The following is a 23,715-nucleotide window of genomic DNA, read 5'->3' on the forward strand; positions in this document are numbered from 1 at the left end:
AGGGCTAATGACGCTACTGCGCAAGCCGTTCTTCGCAGATCGCCTTGGCCAGCGTTTGCAGGTCGGTGATACGGTCGGTCAGCCAGTCGAGTTCGTTGTCGTCGATCTTGTAATGCTCCGAATAGCGCGCCTTGACGTAGGCGGCGCGCAGCAGTTCATAGCAGCGCTTGCCGAATTTGGTGTCGGTCTTCCAGACCCCCATCAGGCGCTCATCGAGCTGTTCGGCGCGCTTCGACAGGAAGTTGAGATTGTGCGATTTCGGCTGGTAGAGAACCAGCACCAGCATGATACAATAATAGGCCCGCTCCATCGCTTGATGAAGATTGAAGGCGGCCTCGTTTCGCCATTTTGCTTGTTCTTTGGGATTATGTTCGGATTGCGCCCGCCCACGAGCATACTGAACGAAACCGAGCGACCTATCGATACCGGAGAAGTTATTTTCGTAATATAGCTCCGCCTCTTCGCGCGCTTCCTCCGCGCTCAGTTCACCGGGTTTCTCCAGCGGATGCCCCGGCTCCTCGAAAAGCGCGATGCCCTCCTTATAGATATCGACCCAGAAATACCGGCCTCGCCGGAGCTGATAGTTCATATCGTCGAGACTATGGATGATCAGATTGAGCGGCTGCGGCCAGCCGCGCTCGGTGAGCATGTCGACCATCCGGTCTTCCGCTTCGTACCAATATTTGGACGCATCGGTCAGATCCTCGTGGTCGACGATGACGAGCAGATCATAATCCGAGAAATAACGACCGACCGGATCGACGACATGCTTGCCGCGCGCGTAGGAACCGAAGAGGATGATCTTGAGGACGCGGCCGTTGCGGCGATGATCCGCGGTGCTGCCGCCGGTCGCCTTCGCGAATTCCTCGAGCAGAATCTGGACGGCGCTTTCCATGTCGCGCTGCGCGCGGCGGGGGAGATTGGCGATGCGAGCTTGCAAATCACTCACGGCCTTCGTCATCGCCTCCATCGTGCGCGGCGCCAGCGGCTTGCGCTTGTCCTTGCGGTCGATACCCGCATCCTCGGCCGTCACAAAACGTCGCCGGTGATGCAGCAAACGCAGTATGACGACCGCTTCCTGTTCGATCCGATAGACAAGCAGGAAGGGCGTGTCGGGTATCCGATATTCACGGGCACCGGCGATCCGCCCAACACGCGACAGATCGGGATCGTCCGCGAGCTTCGCCACCGCCGCCATGATGGCATCGCCGACGGCGATAGCAAGTTTCGGGTTACGCTTTGCGAGATATCCGAGCTGGCGGGCTCGACTGTCGTTCGCCTTGGGCAACCAATAGATTGGCAGGGATTCAGGACTCATCACGGCGCTCTATCTCGCCCCTCTCCCGTTCCCACTCCCCGGTGATCGCCTCGTTCGAGAAACGCTCCGACCGCGGCTTGCCGGTATCGTGCATCGCATCGTCGATCTCGCGATGCAGCCAACGCTCGTGCGCGACCTCTTCTTCATGGCGTTCGACGGCTTCGCGGATCATCCGGCGGAGGAGTTGCGCCGCCGACAGGTCGCGCGTCTCAGCCATCGCGGCGAAGGCCTCTTTCAAAGGCCGGTCGAGCCGGAATGTGAAGGTGACATCGGTCATCGTCCGTCTTCTTCTCCCGTCAGCATTTCGTTGAATCAAATGTAACACACTATAGGATGGGTAACCATAGCGATGCCGCTATGCCACCCTATCCGGTCGTCGAGAGTGGTCCGAAATCCATGCTAAGGGATACACTCCCCCCTCTCCTACGTATCGCTGCCTCCCCTCGAAACCGTCTTTTACGTCCGCAATCCGTGCGACGATTTCGCGTTCGCTCCATCGCGAGGCGGAAGGGGCGAGCTTATAGGGCTTGGGGAAACGGCCCTGCTGGATCATCAGATATACCATAGATTTGCCGAGCCCGACCCGGCGGCAAACCTCTGGCAGTTTCAGGAAGCGTTCGGGCTCGCCCCAGTCTTCGGGCATCGCGCTATTTCCGCCGCGAACGGGACGATCGAGCCTTTGCAAAGCCGCGGTCGCTGGCAAGGAAGCTATCCAGCATGAACGGGATAAGGTCCGGAACCGACTCCCGCTGGCCATATGCGGCTTCGTAAGTGTCAGCATAGGCATTCAGCGCCTCGAGCAGGTCCGGCATGACACTGATCGTAATCTTGACCGGCGTTCGCTCGGGCAGTTTCGGTAATTTGAGATCAGCCACGCCCGCCTCCCCACGGCTTCCCGACGACAATATCCTTGTGGACGACGACGCGAAGCGGCCAGCCGGGGCGGACGCGCAAGGTCGGCTGAATATCGAGATCGCGGGTAACGAGCTGATCGCCAGCCCGCGTTCCGTTCTGCTGCGTGGATTGGCGAATAGCGCGCACAAGGTCGCTTTCACCATCGCTCCATCCGAGTTCAGTGCCGACGCCGAGCAAGGTCGATAATGCGACGCCCTTCAAAAGCTGCCATGTGTGCCGGTCGATCTGGTCGGACAGCCCCGCATAGCCCTGCGTGTCGGTCGCCGGCACATTGTCGATGCGGATGGACGATCCATCGGGGAGGATGATGCGCTGCCAGACGACCAGCGCCCGACTCTGGCCGAACGCGACCACGCTGTCATAGCTGCCAACGAGCCGCGAGCCTTGCGGTATCAGCAGGCTTTGCCCCGTCACGCTGTCATAGACATTTTCGGTGATCTGCGCCGTTACCAGCCCCGGCAAGTCCGAGTTGAGGCCCGTTATCAGGCTGGCCGCGATGACGCTGCCCGCCTGCACGGTCCAGGGCGAGACGGGCGCGGTCAACCTGTGCGGGTTCACGTCGCTTTCCTCGTTGGTGCGGCCGATCATCGCATTTTTGCGCTGCTGCCCGTTCGGATCGTTTCCGGCCTCCACGGACGCCGGCAATTCGGACACTTGTTCTGGTTCAACCGCGACGGGGCGAGCAGATGCGACATTCCCTGGGACTTGCAGCATCACGCCCGACTCCCGCGCCGCGCGCTGTTCGGCCGCAATACGTTGGCGTTCGGCCTCCGCTTCCTGCGCTACGCGCCGCGCGGCCTCGTCACTCGAATCCGCCATTCCGATTTCGCGTTGGTGGTTGAGGATCGGGCGTCCCAAATCTCCAGGCAGCGGTGCGCCGAGCTGCGGCACGTCGCCATAGCTGGTCGGCGCGCCCGCGAACGCATCGGCGGGCGCTTTCGCGCGATGCAACTTGTCATCGGCGGGCGCGACGATGCCGATGCTCGCCGGTTTCAGTGCCAGCCACGCCACGCCGACAATCGCGGTCGATCCTGCGGCGGCTATGGCGACGATCGCTCCGCGACGGAAACGAGCGACACGCCCCGGCGCGGCGCGCAGCACGAGAGTTTCAGGATCGGCCTTGGGCGGTGCGGTCTGTGCGGCCTTTGCGGACGGTTCGACGGGTTCAGTCACGGCCGCGCCTCCGCTTCGGCTGCACCGTCTCGACCCGCACGACCTTCTGCTTCTTGCCACCAAGGCGTAGTTCGGCAGCGCCGAACAGGCGATCGACGACATAGTAACGACCCGCGACGCGGTAGTTGACGAGCTGGGCTTTGCCATCCTCGCCGATGACGAACAGGGGCGGCGCTTCGCCGACCGCGATCGACGGCGGAAATTCGATGAATGTCTGCCGCCCATCGTCGAAGGCGCGCGACGGCCGCCAAGATGGCTTGTCGCCCGAAATCGCATAGTTGAAATTGAGTCGTTCGACGGCGAGACCAGATGCGACCGGCGTCGCCGCCGCTGCCGCGTCCTGCTCCCGGCGCAGCGCAATCAGCTCGTCCTGCGGATAGCTCCACGACAGCGCCGCCATCGCGCCGGTCGCCCGGCTCGCCAATTCGATGTGATACACCCGCTTGTCAGTCGTGATGACCAGATTGGTGCGCAGCCCCGCCGCAAAGGGCTTCACGAAGATATGCGTGCGCTGGCTCGCGCCACTGCCGCTGGTCGTGTCGCCGACGGTCCAACGCACCGTATCGCCCGCGGCAACCGACGTGATCGTCTCGCCGGGCTGCAAGGCAATGTCGGTGATGCGCTCAGGCGCAGCATAGAGTCGATAGAGGCTACCGTCATTATAGGGATAGACTTGCACCGCGCCGACGAATCCTGCGCTCGCCGGCTCGCGCAGCGCGGCCTTGTTGGCGGCGGCGACCTTCGTGGTCGGCTGGGCGGCAGCGGGAACGGTGAGCGCAAGGACGCTCACCGACAGAATGACGGCGCGGATCATGGTTTATTTCCTTCGGGTGCTGGCAAGGGTTCGGGGGTGAGCGGAAAATCCGCAGGCGGCGCGAGCAGATCTTCGGGCGACGGAAAAGGCTCGAGCGGCTTCAGGACGTCGGAGTCGAGTTCCCGGCTCCAGTCGATCGCATCGACATAAAGGCCGAGCGGGTTCTTGCGCAGCACGTCGGCCGAGCGTGGCGGCTGCACCTTGACGGTCAACATGGCCGTCCAGCGCGACGTGCTGGCGAGGCTACCGCGCTCATATAGCTGCTCGGTCCATTTGACCTGAAAGCTGTTGTCCGATGCGCGGACAACACTCGTCACCTGGACGGAAACCGTGCGTCGGCCAACATCGGCGAACGGATTATCGGCGCGGGCATATTCGCCAAGGAACAGCGACGCGCGCTCGGTCGCGAAGTCGTAGGCCGACAGCCAGTTCTCGCGCATCAACACCGGGTCGAGCGAGCGCGAGCGGACGTTTGTGATGAATTTGCCAAGGTGCCAGGCGATCTGCGGGTCGGTCGCCTGATACTCCGTGTCTGCCGGCGCGACCGCCCGCGCCTCACCGAGAGTGTCGACCTCGACGACATAGGGCACAACACGGCTCTGCATCGACTGCCACACCAGCGCGGACGACAGGCCGATCGTGAGGAACAGGCCGCCGAACGCCATCAGCCGCCAGTTCTTCGCCTGCGCGCGCGCTGCGCCGATGCGCTCGTCCCATAGTTGTCCTGCGCGTTGATAGGGAGTTTCGGGCTCCGGCGTCCGCCCGTAGCGCTGCATGGATCGTTTGAATCTCATAGTTTAATCCCTTTCCTTGATGTCCGGTGTAATTCCGGCGCCGCCGCGATCGCCCGATTGAACGGCGTGGATCGCCATCTGACGGCGGTGTCGGCTGGCTTGGGTGGCGTGGAGCTTTTGTGCCCATGCGGGCGGCGATGCGTCGCCACCTGCGGCGCTACCGCCGACCGCGCTCGATGCGCGGCTGGTTCCCGCAGCCCAGGCGGCTTGCTGACCGCGCGCGGCGGCAGCGCGAAGGCCGAGGGCATTGTGCATCCGGTTGGCGGCGGCTCCTTTGGCGGCCGAAGCCATGCCACCGATGCCGGCGCCGACCGTGGCGGCCCCGGACGTTTCCTGGCCCAGCTTGTAGGCGGTCGAAGCGGCGCTCCCCATCGCCGTTCCGGCGCGAAGCGCCCCGAGACCGGCGCCGGCAACGCTCCGCGTAGCGGCAACAGCGCCGGCGCCGCCCATCGCGAAGCCGCCTGCGGCCAATGCGCTTGTCGCGACGACGGAACCGGCGCCAAGTTGCGGCGCGCCCGCGACCAGCCCCGAGGCGATGCCGGGGCCGAAGATGGCAAGCCCGAACAGCGCGAGGCTCGCGAGCATCAGAGACACCGCCTGCTCGATCGATACTTCCTCGCCCGCTATCGCACTGGTGAAGTCGGCGAAATAGTTGGAACCGATGCCAACAATGACCGCCAATACCATGACCTTGATGCCGGAACTGACGACATTGCCCAACACGCGTTCGGCGAGAAATGAGGTGCGATTCCAGAGTGCGAAGGGAACCAGCACGAAGCCCGCAAGGCTCGTCAACTTGAACTCGAGAATGGTGATGAAGAGCTGAATCGCGAGGATGAAGAAGGCCGCGATGACGATGACCCATGCGATGACCAGCACCGCGATCTGGACAAAATTGTCGAAGAAATCGATCGGCCCCACCAGTTCGGCCGCCTGTACAAGGAGCGGCCAAGCCGCATCGAACCCGGTGCCGGCGAGCCGCCCGGGCATCAGCAAATCCTGCGCACCGATCGTGCTGCCGCCCGCGGTCAGTCCCAGCCCGGCAAAACTGCGGAAGATGATGTCGGTCAGCGTCGGAAAGCTGTTCAATATCAGCGCAAAGGCGCCGACATAGAGAATCTTCTTCAAAAACTTGCCGATGACATCGTCCTCACCGCCGAGCGCCCAAAACAGGCCGGCGAGCGTGATGTCGATGCCGATCAGGATCGTCGTCAGGAAGCCAACGTCACCGCCGAGCAGCCCGAAACCGCTGTCGATATAGGCGATGAACGCCTGCATGAACTGGTCGATGACATTGAGATCCTGCACCTGCAGACTCCTGGATCAAGGTGAAATGTGTCGCGGGACCGGTCCCGGAGAGAGGGGAGCGGAATCGGCCCCGCGACGGAACGGCGCTCGTCGGGGAACTGGGGCGCAGCGCCGCCCCAAGCTCACTGGCGCGGCGTGTAGGCCTTGCCGTCGCCGAGGAATCGCGTCGTTCGCGCCTGCGCTTCCCGCGCGCTCTGCGTCCGCCGCGCGGCTTCGAGCGATTGGCTGCGGAACTGTGCCGCCATCAGGTTCTGGAGTTGGAACTGTTGCTTGGTCGCGAGGGCAAGAAGCTGGTTGGTTGCCTGCTGTGCCTGCAAGCTGCCTTCCGCACCCTGACTCTTGGCGACTATCTCACTGAGCGTCTGGGCGTCATCGCGGACATTCTCGACGATGCCGGATTGCACCGCCATCGTCTGGCGGAAGGATGCCATCTCATTGTCCAGCCGATGCTTCGCCGCCGCGATGCGCTGGTCGCGTTCCATTACCTCGCCGACGCTGCCCGGGAACTGCCGGCGAAATTGCTCGCCCAATTGATCGACGCGAAAGTCGATGCCTTGCGCCTGACCCATCAGCCGGTCGATCTCGCCGAGCGTCTGGCGAAGCTGGTCAAGTTGCGGGAAGTCGATGCGGCTGAGGTTCTTGCCCTGGTTGACCAGCATCTGCGCCTCGTTCTGGAGCGACTGGATTTGCTGATTGATCTGCTGGAGCGTGCGCGCGGCAGTGAGCAGGTTCTGCGAATAGTTCGCGCCGTCGAAGACCGGGATGGCATAGGCCGTCGGCACGGCCGCGATCATCGCGGCGCCGATGGCGCCGGTTCCGAGCAAAGCGGCGATGACATATTTCTTCATGAGGCTTCTCCTTCGGGGGATCGGGCGGCGGGAAAGGCGGCAAGCAGGTCGGCCGCCCATGCGAGGCCGGCTTGGGTCAGGAAGCGCTCGGCAAATTCGCGCGGACCGTGTTCGGCAAGGAGCGCGTCGATGGCCTTTTGCGTGTCGGGATCGGACGCGCCGCACAGCGCGAGCGCGACCGGGTCTAGTCCGAGTTCGAACAGCCGGTTGCCGCGAGCCGATTGCAGATAATATTGGCGCTTCGGGATCGCGCGGCTGACCAGCTCGATTTGCCGCGCATTGAGGCCGAAGCGGACATAGGCCGCCTGGCTCTGCGGCTCGATCGCCCTGTCGTTCGGCAGCAATATGCGCTGCGGACAGCTCTCGATGATCGCGGGCGCGATCGTTGAATCCGCAATGTCGGCTAGCGATTGCGTCGCGAACACGACGGCGACATTGCGCTTTCGCAGCACCTTGAGCCATTCGCGGATGCGCGCGGCGAACAGTGGGTGGTCGAGAAACACCCAGGCTTCATCGAGAATGAGCAGCGTCGGCCGCCCGGTGAACCTCTCTTCGAGCCGATGGAACAGATAGGTCAGCACCGGGGCGACGACGCCCGCTTGCCCCATCAGCGCCTCGGTCTCGAAACATTGCACGTCGGCAATCGCAAGGTCGTCCTCAGCGGCATCGAGCAGTCGCCCGAATGGCCCTTCGAGCGTATATGGCGCGAGCGCGACACGCAGCGGCGCAGACTGCAAGAGCAGCGACAGACCGGTCAGCGTTCGTTCCTCGACCGGCGCGGCGGCGAGATTGGTCAGCGCCGACCAGACCGCTTCCTTGACCTCCGGCGTGACCACGATCATTTCATGGGCGAGCAAGGCACCGATCCATTCGGCCGCCCATGCCCGCTCGTCCGCCCGGTCGATATGCCGTAGAGGTTGAAAGGCGATGGCCTTCCCGCCTTCGTCCTCGCCGCCAAGGCCGAGCGCATGATGCGCGCCGCCCATCGCCAGCACCGCAGCGCGCGCCGAAAAACCCTTGTCGAAAATATAGACTTGGGAATCGGGGTAGCGCCGGAACTGCAAGGTCAGCAACGCGAGCAGCACCGACTTGCCCGCGCCGGTCGGGCCGACGATCAACATATGCCCCACGTCGCCGACATGCGTTGAAAGCCGGAACGGCGTCGATCCGCTGGTTTCCGCATAGAGCAGCGGCGGGCCGTCCAGATGCGCGTTGCCCGTCGGTCCCGCCCATACCGACGATAGCGGCATCAGGTGCGCGAGATTGAGCGTATGGACGATCGGCTGGCGGACGTTCGCATAAACATGGCCTGGCAGGCTCGATAGCCACGCCTCCACGGCGTTGATCGTCTCACGGATGCAGGTAAATCCCAGCCCGTTGACGATCCGCTCGACCGCGCGCACCTTCTCTTCGACGCGGCCGCGGTCGCTGTCGGTCACGGTGATCGTGGTCGTCAGATAACCGAAGGCGACATGATCGGCGCCGAGCGCCTGTAGCGCCAGGTCGGCATCGACGACCTTGTTGTCGGCGTCGGAATCGAGAAGCTGCGCCGGCTGATTATAGATGACCTCGCGCAGCATCGCCGTCACCGACTTGCGCTTGTTGAACCATTGGCGGCGCAGCTTCGTCAGCGCCTTGGTCGCGTCGGTCTTGTCGAGCGCGATGAAGCGCGTCACCCAGCGATAGCCGAAATCCTCGTGGTTCAGCGCGTCGAGGATTCCGGGGCGGCTGACATTCGGGAATCCGAATATGGTCAGCGTCCGCACATGCTCGTCGCCAAGCATCGGCTCCAACCCGCCGGTCAGCGGCGTATCGATCAATATGGCATCGAGATACATCGGGGTTTCGGGAACCGCGACGGCATGGCGACGCGTCGAGATGGTGCCGTGGAGGAACGTCAGCGTCTCGGCGTCGGTCAGCGCCCGGACCTCGGGCATGAAGCCCGCGAACAGGTCGAGCGCCCTATCGGTCTCGGCGATGAAGCTGGCGAGTGCCTGCCGCCAGTCGCGGCCTTTCACATCATCGCTGCGCTCGACCAGCGCGCGGCCCGCCGTATCGGCCTGATCGGGCGACGGCAGGAATGTCAGCGTTACATAATAGCGGCTCTCATAATGCGCGCCCGCGCTCTCGAATGCCGCGCGCCTCTCCTGATCGACCAGCCAGGACGCCGCATCGGGAAAGTCGCTGTCGGGATAGCCCAGCGCCTCGCGCCGTTCGGTCTCGAAGTGGATCGCCCAGCCGGACCCGAAACGCTTGAGGACATTGTTCGCCCGCGCGCAGGCCGCGATCAATTCGGCCTGCGTCGCCGATTCCAGGTCCGGCCCGCGAAAGCGCAAGGTGCGCTGAAAGCTGCCGTCCTTGTTCAGCACGACGCCGGGCGCGACGAGCGCGGCCCACGGCAGATGATCGGCGAGGCGGTCGGCGGTGCTGCGATATTCGCGAAGGTTCAGCATGTCAGATACCCCCGTTGGCGGAGGTGCCGAGCGAGGACGGGCGCAAAATCGGGGTCGCGCTTCGCGGCGAATACCGCGAGCGTGTGACCCGCCGCCCACATCACCAGCCCCGCAATCCATTGCTGCAAGCCGAGGCCAAGCGCGGCGGCGACGGTGCCATTGACGATTGCGATGGCGCGCGGCGCGCCGCCGAGCAGGATGGGTTCGGCCAGCGCGCGGTGTATCGGCGCCTCGAAGCCTTCGATGTGTTGGCCCGCGCCGATCATGCGACGAGCGCCCCGCCGCCGAAGGAGAAGAAGGACAGGAAGAAACTCGACGCGGCGAACGCGATCGACAGCCCGAAGATGATCTGGATCAGGCGGCGGAAGCCACCCGCCGTCTCGCCGAACGCGAGCGTCAGGCCGGTGACGATAATGATGATGACGGCGACGATCTTGGCAACGGGGCCTTGGACCGATTCCAGAACCTGCTGCAACGGTTCCTCCCACGGCATCCCCGATCCGGCGGCCTGCGCGGTCGCGGCAAGGGCGATGCCGAGCAATGCCGCAGCCGCGGCGGTTACGGCCTTGTTCGGTTGGCGGACGCGGGACAGGCGCATGTCATTCTCCTTCAAATACGGTGGAATCGGGGGTGAGATCGTGGACGGCGTAACCGCCCTGTGCGTCGAGGCCGGCGACACGCGCGATGCTATCGACGCGGCGCGCGAGGCCACGCCCGGATATGAACACGATCATGTCGATGGCCTCGGCAATCAGCCGGCGCGGGACGGTGACGACGCTCTCCTGAACAAGCTGTTCGAGCCGATAGAGCGCGGCGTCCGCGCTGTTCGCATGGACCGTCGCGATGCCGCCAGGGTGGCCGGTGTTCCATGCCTTGAGCATGTCCAGCGCCTCGCGCCCGCGAACCTCGCCCACAATGATGCGGTCGGGCCGAAGGCGCAGGGTCGAGCGCACAAGGTCAGCCATCGTCACCGCGCCGGTTCCGCTCGGGCCGATCGCGCGGGTGCGAAGTGCTACAACATCGGACGCGGCGCATTGCAGCTCGCGCGTGTCCTCGATGATGATGACGCGTTCGTCGAGGCCGGCCATTTCGGCAAGCAGCGCGTTGGCGAGCGTCGTCTTGCCCGATGACGTGCCGCCCACGACAAGGATATTCCGACGCTCGACGACGGCCATCGACAGCAGCCGCGCGGTGTCGGCCGACATGATGCCGTCGTTCACATAGTCGAGCAGCGTATAGATACGCGCGGCTGGCTTTCGGATCGAAAAACAGGGCGCGAGGCTGACCGGCGGCAAGACGCCCTCGAACCTTTCGCCCGCGCCTTCGCCGTGCGGGGGCAGTTCGGCCGATATGATCGGGGCGGCCGCATGGGCTTCGGTGCGCGCGTGACTCGCGACCAGGCGAATGATGCGTTCGATCTGCGCCGGGTCGTAGCGGGTGCCGGTGTCGATCCGGCCCTCGCCGAGCCGATCGAGCCGCAACACCCCATCGGGGTTCACCATGATCTCGATGACGGCGGGATCGGACAGCGCCGCCGCGATCCCCGGCCCCATAGCGGTGCGCAGCATCGCGCGGCGGCGCCCAGAGGACTTATTGGCGTCGGAAAGCGCGTCGGTCATGGCAGTGCCTCGGTGATGTTCTGGGAGTCGAGTGTCCGCTTGCCGCCCGCGATCTGACGGCCAAGCTGGGCGATGAATCGCTCGAAACGCTGATTGCCGGTCGCAAGCGCGGCGGCGTCCGCTTCGGGGAGCGGCGCGGTGACGGTGAGCTGGTAGCGCACGAACAGCGCCAACGCCTCAAGCACCACCTCCATGTCGCGGCGGCCCGCGGCAATTTCGCGCGATATGCGGTCGAGCCGGACTTTGAGGAGGTCGTCGACCTCCTTGGTCGCGCGGCGAGCGAGCCAGTCGCGCAGCGCCTCGTTGACGATGCGCGACTTGTTGCCGCCGCGCCGGAGGACCAGCGCGTCGAGCGCGTCGCTCAAGTCGCTATCGATATAGAGATTTTGCCGGACCTTCATCGCCTACAGCCCCGGCAACAGGTCTTGGGATTGCGATTGATTGATCGCGTGGCCGCGGACCAGCGACGCACGAACACGGTCCATGACGCGCTTGTCGGCCGCGGTATCGGGATCGTCGCGCTCAAGATCGGGCAATTCGAGCTGCGTCGCGGGTTCGGTATGCGGCGGCGTCTCGTCGATCGACGGGTGTCGCTGCTGCTGCAAGCCGCCGTCCTCGTCCGTGCCGCCGTCCTCGTCGGCCTTGCCGAGCCGGCCATCGGGTGCGCTGACCAGCCCGGTCCAGTCGTCGGGACGGCTCTTCGGGCGGTCGGGATAGTCGCCCATCGCAAGCACGGGCGGCGGCACGAGCCGTGCGCGGAAATTGGCATCCTTGTAATATTGCAGCTTCTTCGCCCGGATCGGCGCCATGCCCGACACCAGCACCAGCTCTTCGGCGGGCGGAAGCTGCATCACCTCGCCCTGCGTCAGCAGCGGGCGCGCCGTCTCCTGCCGGCTGACCATGACATGCGCGAGCCAAGGCGCGAGCCGATGGCCGGCATAGTTCCGCATCGCTCGCTGCTCGGTCGCCACGCCGAGAGCATCGGAAACCCGCTTTGCCGTGCGCTCGTCATTCGTGGAGAAAACGACGCGGACGTGGCAGTTATCGAGGATCGAATTATGCTCGCCGTAGGCTTTATCGACCTGATTGAGACTCTGCGCGATCAGATAGACCCTGATCCCGTAGCCGGCCATGAAGGCAAGGCTCGTCTCGAAGAAGTCGAGCCGCCCCAACGCCACGAACTCGTCGAGCATCATCAGAAGCTCATGCTTGCGCGGCATCGAGCTTCTCCGTGAGACGGCGGCCGATCTGATTGAGCATCAGGCGCACAAGCGGCTTGGTGCGGCTAATGTCGGACGGCGGAATGACCAGATAGAGCGAGACGGGATGATCGGCTTCGACCAGATCAGCGATACGCCAGTCGCAACGCGACGTAACCTCCGCGACGGTCGGGTCGCGATAGAGGCCAAGAAACGACATGGCGGTCGAGAGGACGCCTGAACGCTCGTTCTCCGATTTGTTCAGCACCTCGCGCGCAGCCGATGCAACGACGGCATGGACTTGCGGCGCATCCTTCGTGCCGAGATGATTGGTGGTCATCATCCGGCGCAGCGTCGTCGTGAACGGGCGCTGCGGATCGGACAGGAAGGTCGCGACGCGGGCGAGCGTCTTTTCTTCCTCGGCGTAGAGGATGTGGAGGATCGCGCCGACCAGCAGGCTGTGGCTGGTCTTCTCCCAATGGTTGCGCCGTTCCAGCACGCCTTCGGGATCGACAAGAATATCCGCGATGTTCTGAACGTCGCGAACCTCGTTCGCGCCCTTCCTGACCTCCAGCAGCGGGTTATATTTGGCCGACCGCGGGTCGGTCGGGTTGAACAGCAGAACGTGCGAAAAGCGTGCGCGCCAGCCTGCGGTTAGTTGCCAGTTCTCCCCCTTGATGTCGTGGATGACCGCGGAACCGGTCCAGCTTAGCAGCGTCGGGATGACGAGGCCGACGCCCTTGCCCGAACGCGTCGGCGCGAACGCCATGACATGCTCCGGGCCGTCATGGCGTAAATAGCGCCAGCGCAGCCGACCGAGAAATACGCCCGCGTCTTGGAAAAGACCCGCCTTGCCGATCTCGCGCGACGTCGCCCATCGGGCCGACCCGTAGGTTGTGACATGGCGCGACTGGCGGGCACGCCAGAGCGAGCCGGCGATGGCAGACGCGCAGCCGAGAAAACCGCTCGCCCCCGCGATCATCCCCGCCTTGTCGAAAACCTCCGGCGCATAGGCCTCGTAATGATACCACCAAGGGAATATCGCCCATGGGCGATAGATCGGCGTGTCGAACAGGGTGAACCAGGCCGGACCTAGCTGCGACTGATAGCCTAGCTGGGCGGCACACCATTGCGTCGCGGCCCAAACCCCCGCGATGACGATGGCGAACACGACAAGGATTTGGCCGATGAGCAGCTTGGTCGGGGTCACGATTTTGCTCCGGAGGGACGGGGGCGTCCCAATTCGAAGAAGATCGCGCAAATCGATGGCTGTGCGGAATCACGTTTACGCCATAACCCGCCACATTGCGCCAGCGTTGGGAGTTTCTTCCGAATTAGAGCCCAATCTCAGCCGAAATGCTGATCACATCGATCTCGCTTGGCTGATAGCTTGCCCCCAATCGGCCGAGTATTTCAGACGATCCCGCCCCGTTTCGCCGTGAGACCGATCACAGGAAAACCAATAGTCACATCGCCTCGAAAACGTGGCCCTCCATCGCTGCGTCAAGTCGGCCTATCGCGCTCGATGAGAGTCTCGCGACGAAGGCGCAACTTCTGCGCTCCATTCCGGGAATCGGTCCCGCCTCGGCCGCGATGCTGATCGCTGAAATGCCTGAACTCGGGAGGATGACGGCAGGCGAAGCCGCGTCCATGACCGACCTTGCTCCGGTGCCGCATGACAGTGGTGCAATGCGCGGCAGGAGAACAATCGTTGGAGGACGGCGAGCGCTGCGTCATGTGCTGTTCCAGGCCGCGCTCGCCGCTACGTGTCACAATCAGATGCTGAAACCAGTAGTCAAGCAACTCAAAGAGCGCGGGAAATCCCACAAACTTGTCATCATCGCAATCGCACGCAGGCTCGTCACAATCGCCAATGCCGTCCTCAAAACGGCTTCGCCGTGGCGGCCATATCAAGCCGCTTAAACACAGTTGCTAGATAACCGCCTTCCAATTCCATATCCCGAAATCGCCTCAAGGAGGAATCTTCATATCCAGAAATAGTTGCAGGATGGGAGAGTCAAAAAATGCAATTAATTGCACACGATTATCCCCTCCACGACAATGAGCAATTGTCCCACTTTTTTGCGCGACACCTTTCCCCGACATCCCTTGCGGCGCGGGAAGCCATCTCCCATATCCCCGCCCATGACCAATCCCCATGCGCAAAGTGCCGCGCCCTGGCACGGAACCACCATTCTTTCCGCCCGCAGTGCAGACAAGGTCGTCGTCATCGGCGACGGTCAGGTGTCGATGGGCCAGACGGTGATGAAGCCCAATGCGAAGAAGGTGCGCCGCCTCCACGACGGCAGCGTCATTGGCGGTTTCGCGGGCGCCACCGCCGACGCCTTCACCCTGTTCGAGCGGCTCGAAGCCAAGCTCGAACGCCACAACGGACAATTGCTCCGCGCCGCGGTCGAACTCGCCAAGGACTGGCGCACCGACAAATATCTCCGCAACCTGGAAGCGATGATGATCGTCGCCGACAAGGAGGTGACGCTGGTCATCACCGGCAACGGCGACGTGCTCGAACCCAAAGGCGGGATCGCGGCGATCGGCTCGGGCGGCAATTTCGCGCTCTCGGCGGCGCGCGCCCTTGCCGATTATGAGAAGGACCCCGAGGTGCTGGCGCGCAAGGCGATGGAGGTGGCCGCCGACATCTGCGTCTACACCAACGACCAGTTCACCTCCGAAACCATCGAAATCCGGACATAAGCATGAACAAGGACCTGACTCCGAAGGCGATCGTCGCTGCCCTCGACACGCACATCATCGGCCAGAACGCCGCGAAGCGCGCGGTCGCCGTCGCGCTGCGCAACCGCTGGCGTCGCCAGCAGCTTTCGCCCGATCTGCGCGACGAGGTAAGCCCCAAGAATATCCTGATGATCGGCCCGACGGGCTGCGGCAAGACCGAGATTTCGCGCCGCCTTGCCAAGCTGGCCGACGCGCCTTTCATCAAGGTCGAGGCGACCAAATTCACCGAGGTCGGCTATGTCGGCCGCGATGTCGAACAGATCGCGCGCGACCTTGTCGAGGAAGCGGTGCGCCTCGAAAAGGACCGCCGCCGCGGCGCCGTGCGCGCCGCCGCCGAGGAAGCCGCGATGGAGCGACTGCTCGACGCGCTCACCGGCAAGGGCGCGAGCGAGGCGACGCGCCAGAGTTTCCGCCAGCGCATCCGCGAAGGCCATCTCGACGACAGCGAGGTCGAGATCGAGGTTGCCGACGCGCCGAACATGCCGTTCGATCTGCCCGGCCAGCCGGGGCAGATGAGCATGATCAACCTGTCGGACATGCTCGGCAAAGCCATGGGCGGATTGCCCAGGAAGCGCCGCAAGCTGAAGGTGATCGAGGCCGCGACGCGGCTGATCGAGGAAGAACAGGACAAGCGCCTCGACCAGGATGATGTCGCGCGCGTCGCGCTCGCCGATGCCGAGGCGAACGGGATCGTCTTCCTCGACGAGATCGACAAGATCGCGGTCAGCGACGTGCGCGGCGGCTCGGTGAGCCGCGAGGGCGTGCAGCGCGACCTGCTGCCGCTGATCGAGGGCACGACGGTCGCGACCAAATATGGTCCGATGAAGACCGACCATATCCTCTTCATCGCGTCGGGCGCCTTCCACGTCGCCAAGCCGAGCGACCTGCTCCCCGAATTGCAGGGCCGCCTGCCGATCCGCGTCGAACTCGGCGCGCTGACCGAGGAGGATTTCGTCCGTATCCTGAGCGAAACCAAGGCCGGGCTTCCCGAACAATATGCCGCGCTGCTCGGCACCGAGGGCGTGACGCTGACCTTCACGCCCGACGCGATCGCGCGCGTCGCAAAGCTGGCGGCGGACGTGAACGAGAAGGTCGAGAATATCGGCGCGCGCCGTCTCCAGACGATCATGGAGCGGCTGGTCGAGGAGATCAGCTTCACCGCCGAGGACGTCCCCGACACGACGCTCGCCATCGACGCTGCCTATGTCGACAAGCAGCTCGCCGATGTCGTGGGCGACACCGACCTCAGCAAATATGTGCTGTAGGGTGTGAGGTCTGGCTTATAGTGGTTCCCAAATCTTCGTCATTCCCGCGAAAGCGGGAACCCAGTGTGGAGTCAGCCGACGCACGCTCTGGGTTCCCGCTTTCGCGGGAATGACAAAGGTAAGGGATGAAGACTGTCGCTCACCTGCCGACTATAAACTCTCGTCATCCCGGACTTGTGTGGAGTAGATGTGGTTTACTGATTGCATCGGCCGGGATGCGCATCCCGGCCGATGCGGGCAGGAGGCCGTGGTATCGGACTGGCTGGCACAGCCGAGGTCAAGCAAGGCCCTGTCCGCTCCCTTAGACCCCGAACGGTTGATCGGGCGCGAGCCCGCACCACAAGCCAGGGAGCGAGGCCATGATAGAGGACTGTATCGTTGTTGGCATAGACGTATCGAAGCTGCGGTTCGACGGCTATGCTCACCCTTGCGGCAGGCGCCTGAACGCAGGCAGTTCGGCCAAGGATATCGCGATGCTCACCCGCCAGGTGGCGGAGCTGTCGCCGACCGCAGTCGGTCTGGAAGCATCGGGCGGCTACGAGCGCAAGCTGGCCGACAGCCTGCATGCCGCGGGCCTCCCGGTCTACATCCTGCCCCCCGCCCGCGTCCGCGGTTTTGCCCGGGCCCTGGGTCAGGCGGCCAAGACCGACGCCATCGATGCGGTGATGATTGCGCAGTATCTGGCTGCCACCCACCACCGGCTCAAGCCCTACGCTCCGGACCCCGCGCGGGTCAGGCTGAGCGCACTGGCCGCGCATCGCCGCCGCCTGGTCGCCGAGAAGAGTGGGCTTGCCAGCCAGCTCGACACGATCGACGAACCCGTTGTTCGCAGCATGATCGAAGCACGGCGGCGCGCAATCGTCCAAGACGTCAAGGCGCTCGACAAAGCGGTGCGGGACCTGCTCGCCGCCACGCCGCACCTGCGCCGACAGCACGCGCGCCTGTGTCAGGTGACGGGCGTCGGACCCATCTTCGCCACCACCCTCCTGGCCGATCTGCCCGAACTGGGCCGGGTATCGACCAAGGTCGCCGCCGCTCTCCTCGGTGTCGCCCCCCATGCCCGCCAGTCCGGCAACTCCAACCGGCCAGGCCGATGCGCCGGTGGGCGCAAGCATCTACGCGACATCGCCTATATGGGCACCCTCAGCGCCATCAAGGCCAGGGACCCCCTCCTGCAACCCTTCTACGCCCGGCTGCGCAGCAACGGAAAACCCTTCAAGCTCGCCATGGTCGCTACCATCCGAAAACTCATCACCATCCTTAACGCCATCGCACGATCAGACCCCGCCTTCGCTTAATTATCCACGGTTGCTTGATCCGGGATCCATTCATCCGGCGCCGAGAGAATGGATCCCGGATCAGGTCCGGGATGACGATGTGAGATAGGTCCGCTTGAGGCCGTCTCCCGACAATCCCCATCAGGCGGCCATGAATGACGGGCCCGCTAACCGCCTTTCTTCTTCTGCGCCCGCGCCGCGCGGACGCCTTCGATGAACTGTTTTTCGTTCACTTTCACGGCCAGCCCCTTATCCGACAGGAAAAAAGCGGCGCGCGGCATCGTGATATTGCCTTCGCTGGTGGTCAGCACTGCGCCCTGCGCCACGATTTCCTTGATCTTGCCCAGCACCGCCGCACCGTCGGCGCTGCGCACCGCCGCCCCCGGTTTCAAGGCGCCATCGACCGCCGCTGCATCGGCCTCGGCCTCCTTCAGCACCGCGAGGATCTTCGCCTTGGGCGCCTTGAGGGCCGGCCCCTTCGCTGACTTCACGAACGCATCTTTCGGCACGACCAGACCGTTGCCGTCGATCGCCACCGCGACCTTGTCGCCCGCCACCTTGACGATCTGCCCGACCTCTTCGCCATTCTGGTCATAGACCTTCGTGCCGGGCGTCAACGAAGCGGCCGCCGCCGCGCCCTGCGCGCACGCAGGGGAAGCCGCAAGTGGCGCAAGGCCGGCAAGACACAGCGCGATGAGCGCAGCGGAGGGTTTGAACATGAAGGCTCCTGTCGAACGGTAATGGCCCGTCCGTGACGCATCGCACGCGGTCACACCAAATACTTAGCTGCCCGGCCGTGCTGCGGATACGGCGAGCCGACGAAAGGCCGCCCGGACGAACAGGAGAAAAATCGCTGCCGTCCCGTAGCAAGATTATCGATCGATCAGTCCTATGGACCGGTCCTTCGGCATCTGCCTTCGGCCGAAACCCGTAACCGCTTATTTTCAGCCGTTCGTTTGCCGGACTCCATTTGACTTTCGCGCGCCGTCAATGCGATGAACGGCCCGCACGGTCGAACCGGGTTGCAACGACCGGCAAGGAGACAGCGATGGCAGACGAGGAAACCGCCCCCGAGCAGGGCGAGTTGGCGATCACGCGCACCGGCGACAAGCTGCGGTTGGCGCGCGAGGCCGCCGGCCTGTCGCTCGCCGACGTGGCGACGCGCACGCGGATCACCCAAAGGCACCTCGACGCCATTGAAAAATCCGATTTCTCCGAACTGCCGGGCCGGACCTACGTCACCGGCTTCGCGCGCGCCTATGCCCGCGCAGTCGACCTGCCCGAGGCCGAGATCGCGGCCTCGATCCGCCGCGAGCTCGAAGAGGATCAATATGGCGCGCGGCCGGTCTACGAAGCCTATGAGCCGACCGACCCGGCGCGCCTGCCGACCGCGCGGCTGACCTGGACGCTCGTCATCGTCGCGCTGCTGCTGGTGTCGGCCTATGGCGTCTGGCGTTTCCTGTCGGTCGAACCCGACGAGGCGCTGATCGCGGCGCAGAACCAGGCCGCCGAAGATTCGGAGGCCCCCGCCACCCAGGCCGCGCCCGCAACCGCCCCGGCGAAGGCCGGCGCCTCCGTCGCCGCGAATGCGCCGGTCGTGCTGACCGGCCTCTCCGAAGTGTGGATCGGCTTCGACGACGCCAAGGGCAAGACCGAGAATTGGCGGACGCTCGACCCCGGCGAAACCTATGAGGTGCCCGCGGCCTATATCGAACAATTCACGCTTCGCACCAGCATCCCGCAGGCGCTGAAGGTCACCGTGGGCGGCCGCGACGTCGGCCCGATCGGCCCCGCCGACACGCTGATTAAAGGCATCTCGCTGAAACCCGCCGACCTCGTCGCACGCGCCGGCGGCGGCACCGGAGCGGCTACCCCGGCATCGACGCCCGCGCCGAAAACCACGCGTTGAGGCCGTCATCCCGATGAAGCGAAGCCGCGGCGCGCCGAAATAGGTTTGCGCGTCCGCCGTTTCGGGCGTTATGAAGGCCGGGATAAAATTGGTTAATCTGTGGGGGCCTATCGGCAAATGATGAAGCATGTCACTCTCATGGGCGTGGCGGCGGTCGCGATCGCGGCGGCCGCGCCTGCTCAGGCGCAGGACCAGACCGTCACCAAGCGCGTCGACCGGCTCGAAAAGGAAATGCGCGCGGTCCAGCGCCAGGTTTTTCCCGGCGGCGCTCCAACTTTCTTCGAAGGCGAGATCGCGCCCGACAATACGCCGGGCGAGCGCGCCAAGGCCGCGACCCCGGTCGCGGACCTGACCGCACGGGTCGATGCTCTCGAATCGCAGCTCCAGACGCTGACCGGCCAGACCGAGCAGAACGCCTATCAGCTCCGCGAGCTCGAAAAGCAGTTCACCGCCTACAAGGCCGAGATGGACAGGCGCTTCCCCGCCGAAGCGGCGCCCGAGGCGACCCCTGCCAGCCTCCCGGTAGTGCCGACGGTGAAGCCGACGCCCGCCGCCACGACGGCGGCAGCGCCCGCAAAGAGGCCCGCCGTAACGCCGGCCAAGGCAGCGTCCCCCGACGCCGCGCGCCTCGCCCTGGTCAAGAAGGTCGAAATCCCTTCGACCGGCAACGAACAGCAGGATGCCTATAATTATGGCTTCCGCCTCTGGGACGCGAAACTCTATCCCGAGGCGGAAACCCAGCTCAAGACCGTCGTGACCAAATGGCCGAAGAGCAATCAGGCGAGCTTCGCGCAGAATCTGCTCGGCCGCGCCTATCTCGACGAGGGCAAGCCCAGCCTCGCCGCGGTCGCTTTCTATAATAATTACAAGGATCGGCCGAGCGGTCCCCGCGCCCCGCACAGCCTGATGTATATGGGCGTCGCGCTCGAAAAGCTCGGCCGCAAGGCCGACGCCTGCAAGGCGTTCCGCGAGCTCGACGATGTGTACGGCGACAAGGCGCCGCAGGATGTCCGCACCGATGCAGCCGCCGCAAAAGCAAAAGCAGGCTGCTGACAGCAGCGAGGCCGTCGAACGGCTCGGGCGCGACCTCGCCGCGCTAGCGGGCGCGGACTGGCAGCGGCTGCATTATGGCGTCGCGGTCTCGGGCGGTCCCGACAGCATGGCGCTGCTGTGGCTGATGGCGACGCTGCTGCCCGGTCAGGTCCGCGCGGCGACGGTCGATCACGGTCTGCGCAAGGGCTCGGACGAGGAAGCGCGCATGGTCGCGGGCTTCTGCGCGCGCGAGCATATTCCGCACGACACGCTACTTCCGCCGGCGCCGATCCGGGGATCGACGCAGGCGGCGGCGCGCGCCGAGCGCTATCGCCTGCTCGACGGGTGGCGGCAGGATCATGGCATCGCGCATATCCTGACCGCGCATCATGCCGACGACCAGCTCGAGACGATCGTCATGCGGCTCAACCGCGCGAGCGGGGTCGGCGGCCTGGCCGCGATCCGCGCACGCAACGGATCGGTGCTGCGGCCGCTGCTGCACTGGCGGCGCGACGATCTGATGCGGATCGCGTTCGACAACGACATCCCCTTCGTCGACGATCCGTCGAACGCCGACGACCGCTTCGACCGCGCGCGGCTGCGCCACGCGCTGCGCGCGCAGACGACGCTCGATGTCGAGGCGGCGGCGCGCTCGGCGCGCTGGCTGGCCGAGGCCGACGAAGCGATCGACTGGGCGGTCGAGCGGCTGATCGCCTCCTGGCCCGATGCGTCCGATATCGCGGTGATCCGCGACGAAGGCTATCCGCCCGAGATCTTCCGCCGCGTCGTCACCCAGCGGCTGCGCGCCAACGATCCGGGGCTGGCGCTGCGCGGCGCCTCGCTCGACGGCGTCATTGCCGCGATGAAGGCGGGCCGGCGCGCGATGGTCGGCGCGCTGCTGATCGATGCGGTTCCCGGCCTCGCCGGCACGATCTGGCGCATTTCCGCCGCGCCGCGACGGAAAGCGCGCGCCTAGGGCGAATTGGCTCATTGTCATTTAACCCGATTATCCTACATTATCGGGAGAGAAGCGCCGCGTGCGCGAATTTTGGCGCGAATTTGGGAAAGATTCCGATGCAGGACGATAAGGAACCGCAGGGCAACCCCTGGATGAAGAGCGTGATGATCTGGAGCGGCATCCTGCTTGCCATGCTCCTTGTCGCCTCGATCTTCGGGGGCGCGGCGCAGCCGACCGGCAACACGCTCGCCTATTCCGAATTCCGGCAAAAGGTGCAGGAAGGCGCGGTCAAGCAGGTCGTGCTGTCCGAAGATCGCGTCACCGGCGAGCTGACCAACGGCGACCGCTTCACCGCCAATATCGTGCGCGACCCCGAGCTGCTGAAGATGCTCAACGACAATAATGTCAAATATGACGGAAAGCCGACCGAAACGGGCAATATCTGGGTCTATCTGCTCATCCAGTCGCTGCCCTTCCTGCTGATCCTCGGCATCGCCTTCTTCGTCTTCCGCCAGGTGCAGAAGAACAACGGCTCGGGCGCGATGGGCTTCGGCAAGTCGCGCGCCAAGATGCTGACCGAAAAGCAGGGCCGCGTGACCTTCGACGATGTCGCGGGGATCGACGAAGCCCGCGAGGAGCTGGAAGAAATCGTCGAGTTCCTGAAAGACCCGACCAAATTTTCGAAGCTTGGCGGCCAGATTCCGAAGGGCGCGCTGCTCGTCGGCTCGCCCGGCACCGGCAAGACCTTGCTTGCCCGCGCGATTGCGGGTGAGGCGGGCGTGCCCTTCTTCACCATTTCGGGTTCGGACTTCGTCGAGATGTTCGTCGGTGTCGGCGCGTCGCGCGTCCGCGACATGTTCGAGCAGGCGAAGCGCAACGCGCCGTGCATCGTGTTCATCGACGAAATCGACGCGGTCGGCCGCCATCGCGGCGCCGGGCTCGGCAACGGCAACGACGAACGCGAGCAGACGCTCAACCAGTTGCTCGTCGAAATGGACGGCTTCGAGGCGAACGAGGGCATCATCATCGTCGCGGCGACGAACCGCCCCGACGTGCTCGACCCCGCGCTGCTACGTCCGGGCCGCTTCGACCGTCAGGTCGTCGTGCCGCGTCCCGACATCGAGGGCCGCCAGAAGATTCTGGAAGTCCACACGCGCAAGAAGCCGCTCGCGCCCGACGTCGACCTCCGCCGGATCGCGCGCGGCACGCCCGGCTTCTCGGGTGCCGATCTCGCCAACCTCGCGAACGAAGCGGCGCTGCTCGCGGCGCGCAAGGGCAAGCGCCTGATCGCCTCGAACGAGTTCGAGGAGGCCAAGGACAAGGTGATGATGGGCGCCGAACGCCGCTCGATGGTGATGACCGAGGACGAGAAGAAGGCGACCGCCTATCATGAGGCCGGCCACGCGCTCGTTTCGCTGCATGTCGAGGGCAACGACCCGCTGCACAAGGTCACCATCATCCCGCGCGGCCGCGCGCTGGGCGTGACGTGGAACCTGCCCGAGCGCGACCGCTATTCGCAGAATATGAAGCAGATGAAGGCGCGGCTCGCGCTCTGCTTCGGCGGCCGCATCGCCGAGCAGCTCATCTACGGCAAGGACGAGCTCAACACCGGCGCCTCGAACGACATCCAGCAGGCGACCGACATGGCGCGCGCGATGGTGATGGAATATGGCATGTCCGAAAAACTCGGCTGGCTGCGCTATCGCGACAATCAGGACGAGGTCTTCCTCGGCCACAGTGTCTCGCGCGCGCAGAACATGTCCGAGGAGACGGCCAAGCTGATCGATGCCGAAGTCCGCCGCCTCGTCGAGGAAGGCGAGAATGTCGCGCGTAAGGTGCTGACCGACAATCTCGACGAGCTTCATCTGCTTGCCGGTGCGCTGCTCGAATATGAGACGCTGTCGGGCGAGGAGTCGAAGCGCGCGATCAAGGGCGAAGACATCGGCCGCGACAATGATCAGGGCAAGAACGGCAACCCGGTTCAGGGCCATGCCGGCGGCCTGCCGCAGATCAAGCGCAAGCCGCGCCCGTTCGGCGACGCCAACCCGCAGGGCGTCTGATTCAGACCTTGTTCATTGATTT

At 64.6% G+C, this 23,715-nt stretch carries 23 protein-coding genes and 1 pseudogene; 8 read left to right on the forward strand and 16 right to left on the reverse strand.

The features are described 5' to 3' along the window. Positions 1-13: 13 nt before the first annotated feature. From ACVENA_RS10815 to ACVENA_RS10885, 15 genes and pseudogenes are all read right to left on the reverse strand, one after another. The gene (locus ACVENA_RS10815) at positions 14-1,318 is read right to left on the reverse strand and encodes a type II toxin-antitoxin system RelE/ParE family toxin (RefSeq protein WP_449328800.1); all 1,305 of its coding nucleotides are present in this window, start codon (positions 1,316-1,318) and stop codon (positions 14-16) included. After that, positions 1,308-1,595, reverse strand: a complete 288-nt coding sequence (locus ACVENA_RS10820; protein ID WP_449328801.1) for a ribbon-helix-helix protein, CopG family — start codon at positions 1,593-1,595, stop codon at positions 1,308-1,310. Before ACVENA_RS10820 ends, ACVENA_RS10815 begins: the two co-directional genes overlap by 11 nt. A gap of 78 nt (positions 1,596-1,673) precedes the next feature. Beyond that, the gene (locus ACVENA_RS10825; protein ID WP_449328927.1) at positions 1,674-2,075 is read right to left on the reverse strand and encodes a helix-turn-helix transcriptional regulator; all 402 of its coding nucleotides are present in this window, start codon (positions 2,073-2,075) and stop codon (positions 1,674-1,676) included. Continuing rightward, positions 1,966-2,193, reverse strand: coding sequence for a DUF2274 domain-containing protein (locus tag ACVENA_RS10830; RefSeq protein ID WP_449328802.1), 228 nt, complete (start codon positions 2,191-2,193; stop codon positions 1,966-1,968). The genes ACVENA_RS10825 and ACVENA_RS10830 overlap by 110 nt, the downstream gene beginning before the upstream one ends. Continuing rightward, positions 2,186-3,406: a TrbI/VirB10 family protein gene (locus tag ACVENA_RS10835; protein ID WP_449328803.1), complete on the reverse strand. Its 1,221-nt coding sequence runs from the start codon at positions 3,404-3,406 to the stop codon at positions 2,186-2,188. The genes ACVENA_RS10830 and ACVENA_RS10835 overlap by 8 nt, the downstream gene beginning before the upstream one ends. After that, positions 3,399-4,220: a P-type conjugative transfer protein TrbG gene (trbG, locus tag ACVENA_RS10840; protein WP_449328804.1), complete on the reverse strand. Its 822-nt coding sequence runs from the start codon at positions 4,218-4,220 to the stop codon at positions 3,399-3,401. Before trbG ends, ACVENA_RS10835 begins: the two co-directional genes overlap by 8 nt. Beyond that, positions 4,217-5,014 (reverse strand): conjugal transfer protein TrbF, encoded by a 798-nt coding sequence (trbF, locus tag ACVENA_RS10845; protein WP_449328805.1) that lies wholly within the window; start codon positions 5,012-5,014, stop codon positions 4,217-4,219. Before trbF ends, trbG begins: the two co-directional genes overlap by 4 nt. Positions 5,015-5,017: 3 nt before the next feature. After that, entirely contained in the window at positions 5,018-6,322 is a 1,305-nt protein-coding gene (trbL, locus tag ACVENA_RS10850) for a P-type conjugative transfer protein TrbL (protein WP_449328806.1), read from the reverse strand. A gap of 122 nt (positions 6,323-6,444) precedes the next feature. Further along, positions 6,445-7,170, reverse strand: coding sequence for a P-type conjugative transfer protein TrbJ (gene trbJ / locus ACVENA_RS10855; RefSeq protein ID WP_449328807.1), 726 nt, complete (start codon positions 7,168-7,170; stop codon positions 6,445-6,447). Beyond that, complete coding sequence (gene trbE, locus ACVENA_RS10860; RefSeq protein WP_449328808.1) at positions 7,167-9,623, reverse strand: conjugal transfer protein TrbE; 2,457 nt, start codon at positions 9,621-9,623, stop codon at positions 7,167-7,169. Before trbE ends, trbJ begins: the two co-directional genes overlap by 4 nt. After that, positions 9,617-9,889 (reverse strand): VirB3 family type IV secretion system protein, encoded by a 273-nt coding sequence (locus ACVENA_RS10865; RefSeq protein WP_329626526.1) that lies wholly within the window; start codon positions 9,887-9,889, stop codon positions 9,617-9,619. The genes trbE and ACVENA_RS10865 overlap by 7 nt, the downstream gene beginning before the upstream one ends. Beyond that, positions 9,886-10,221, reverse strand: coding sequence for a TrbC/VirB2 family protein (locus ACVENA_RS10870; protein ID WP_449328809.1), 336 nt, complete (start codon positions 10,219-10,221; stop codon positions 9,886-9,888). The genes ACVENA_RS10865 and ACVENA_RS10870 overlap by 4 nt, the downstream gene beginning before the upstream one ends. Before the next feature lies 1 nt (position 10,222). Then, a complete protein-coding gene (gene trbB, locus ACVENA_RS10875) occupies positions 10,223-11,242 on the reverse strand; it encodes a P-type conjugative transfer ATPase TrbB (RefSeq protein WP_449328810.1) in 1,020 nt (339 codons plus the stop codon). Beyond that, positions 11,239-11,643: a ribbon-helix-helix protein, CopG family gene (locus ACVENA_RS10880; RefSeq protein ID WP_449328811.1), complete on the reverse strand. Its 405-nt coding sequence runs from the start codon at positions 11,641-11,643 to the stop codon at positions 11,239-11,241. The genes trbB and ACVENA_RS10880 overlap by 4 nt, the downstream gene beginning before the upstream one ends. Positions 11,644-11,646: 3 nt before the next feature. Further along, a pseudogene (locus ACVENA_RS10885) lies at positions 11,647-13,651 on the reverse strand (conjugal transfer protein TraG). A gap of 344 nt (positions 13,652-13,995) precedes the next feature. Here ACVENA_RS10885 and ACVENA_RS10890 point away from each other — a divergent pair. The 4 genes from ACVENA_RS10890 (at position 13,996) to ACVENA_RS10905 (ending at position 17,755) form a co-directional block, all read left to right on the forward strand. Further along, positions 13,996-14,364, forward strand: a complete 369-nt coding sequence (locus ACVENA_RS10890; RefSeq protein WP_449328928.1) for a transposase — start codon at positions 13,996-13,998, stop codon at positions 14,362-14,364. A gap of 222 nt (positions 14,365-14,586) precedes the next feature. Continuing rightward, positions 14,587-15,153 (forward strand): ATP-dependent protease subunit HslV, encoded by a 567-nt coding sequence (hslV, locus tag ACVENA_RS10895; protein ID WP_449328812.1) that lies wholly within the window; start codon positions 14,587-14,589, stop codon positions 15,151-15,153. A 2-nt stretch (positions 15,154-15,155) separates the two neighbouring features. Continuing rightward, positions 15,156-16,457 (forward strand): ATP-dependent protease ATPase subunit HslU, encoded by a 1,302-nt coding sequence (gene hslU / locus ACVENA_RS10900; protein WP_449328813.1) that lies wholly within the window; start codon positions 15,156-15,158, stop codon positions 16,455-16,457. A 359-nt stretch (positions 16,458-16,816) separates the two neighbouring features. Then, entirely contained in the window at positions 16,817-17,755 is a 939-nt protein-coding gene (locus ACVENA_RS10905) for an IS110 family transposase (protein WP_449328814.1), read from the forward strand. 146 nt (positions 17,756-17,901) lie between these two features. On the opposite strand, the gene ACVENA_RS10910 is transcribed toward ACVENA_RS10905, so the two are convergent. Further along, positions 17,902-18,453, reverse strand: a complete 552-nt coding sequence (locus tag ACVENA_RS10910; protein ID WP_449328815.1) for a hypothetical protein — start codon at positions 18,451-18,453, stop codon at positions 17,902-17,904. Positions 18,454-18,782: 329 nt separating this feature from the next. Here ACVENA_RS10910 and ACVENA_RS10915 point away from each other — a divergent pair, with 329 nt between their 5' ends. From ACVENA_RS10915 to ftsH, 4 genes are all read left to right on the forward strand, one after another. Continuing rightward, positions 18,783-19,643: a helix-turn-helix domain-containing protein gene (locus ACVENA_RS10915; protein WP_257550979.1), complete on the forward strand. Its 861-nt coding sequence runs from the start codon at positions 18,783-18,785 to the stop codon at positions 19,641-19,643. 117 nt (positions 19,644-19,760) lie between these two features. Next, positions 19,761-20,696, forward strand: coding sequence for a tetratricopeptide repeat protein (locus tag ACVENA_RS10920; RefSeq protein ID WP_449328816.1), 936 nt, complete (start codon positions 19,761-19,763; stop codon positions 20,694-20,696). Continuing rightward, the gene (gene tilS, locus ACVENA_RS10925) at positions 20,650-21,651 is read left to right on the forward strand and encodes a tRNA lysidine(34) synthetase TilS (RefSeq protein WP_257550983.1); all 1,002 of its coding nucleotides are present in this window, start codon (positions 20,650-20,652) and stop codon (positions 21,649-21,651) included. Before ACVENA_RS10920 ends, tilS begins: the two co-directional genes overlap by 47 nt. Before the next feature lie 98 nt (positions 21,652-21,749). Further along, on the forward strand, positions 21,750-23,693 hold the full coding sequence (gene ftsH, locus ACVENA_RS10930) for an ATP-dependent zinc metalloprotease FtsH (protein ID WP_257550985.1): 1,944 nt from the start codon (positions 21,750-21,752) through the stop codon (positions 23,691-23,693). Positions 23,694-23,715: the final 22 nt, after the last annotated feature.

It is taken from the genome of Sphingopyxis sp. 550A (assembly GCF_053569535.1).

Coding starts and splice junctions, on each gene's coding strand:
- ACVENA_RS10815 (WP_449328800.1), bottom strand. CDS start 1,318: ATGAGTCCTGAATCCCTGCCAATCTATTGGTTGCCCAAGGCGAACGAC.
- ACVENA_RS10820 (WP_449328801.1), bottom strand. CDS start 1,595: ATGACCGATGTCACCTTCACATTCCGGCTCGACCGGCCTTTGAAAGAG.
- ACVENA_RS10825 (WP_449328927.1), bottom strand. CDS start 2,075: ATGGCCAGCGGGAGTCGGTTCCGGACCTTATCCCGTTCATGCTGGATA.
- trbG (WP_449328804.1), bottom strand. CDS start 4,220: ATGATCCGCGCCGTCATTCTGTCGGTGAGCGTCCTTGCGCTCACCGTT.
- trbF (WP_449328805.1), bottom strand. CDS start 5,014: ATGAGATTCAAACGATCCATGCAGCGCTACGGGCGGACGCCGGAGCCC.
- trbJ (WP_449328807.1), bottom strand. CDS start 7,170: ATGAAGAAATATGTCATCGCCGCTTTGCTCGGAACCGGCGCCATCGGC.
- trbE (WP_449328808.1), bottom strand. CDS start 9,623: ATGCTGAACCTTCGCGAATATCGCAGCACCGCCGACCGCCTCGCCGAT.
- ACVENA_RS10865 (WP_329626526.1), bottom strand. CDS start 9,889: ATGATCGGCGCGGGCCAACACATCGAAGGCTTCGAGGCGCCGATACAC.
- ACVENA_RS10870 (WP_449328809.1), bottom strand. CDS start 10,221: ATGCGCCTGTCCCGCGTCCGCCAACCGAACAAGGCCGTAACCGCCGCG.
- trbB (WP_449328810.1), bottom strand. CDS start 11,242: ATGACCGACGCGCTTTCCGACGCCAATAAGTCCTCTGGGCGCCGCCGC.
- ACVENA_RS10880 (WP_449328811.1), bottom strand. CDS start 11,643: ATGAAGGTCCGGCAAAATCTCTATATCGATAGCGACTTGAGCGACGCG.
- hslV (WP_449328812.1), top strand. CDS start 14,587: ATGACCAATCCCCATGCGCAAAGTGCCGCGCCCTGGCACGGAACCACC.
- hslU (WP_449328813.1), top strand. CDS start 15,156: ATGAACAAGGACCTGACTCCGAAGGCGATCGTCGCTGCCCTCGACACG.
- ACVENA_RS10905 (WP_449328814.1), top strand. CDS start 16,817: ATGATAGAGGACTGTATCGTTGTTGGCATAGACGTATCGAAGCTGCGG.
- ACVENA_RS10910 (WP_449328815.1), bottom strand. CDS start 18,453: ATGTTCAAACCCTCCGCTGCGCTCATCGCGCTGTGTCTTGCCGGCCTT.
- ACVENA_RS10915 (WP_257550979.1), top strand. CDS start 18,783: ATGGCAGACGAGGAAACCGCCCCCGAGCAGGGCGAGTTGGCGATCACG.
- ACVENA_RS10920 (WP_449328816.1), top strand. CDS start 19,761: ATGATGAAGCATGTCACTCTCATGGGCGTGGCGGCGGTCGCGATCGCG.
- tilS (WP_257550983.1), top strand. CDS start 20,650: ATGTCCGCACCGATGCAGCCGCCGCAAAAGCAAAAGCAGGCTGCTGAC.
- ftsH (WP_257550985.1), top strand. CDS start 21,750: ATGCAGGACGATAAGGAACCGCAGGGCAACCCCTGGATGAAGAGCGTG.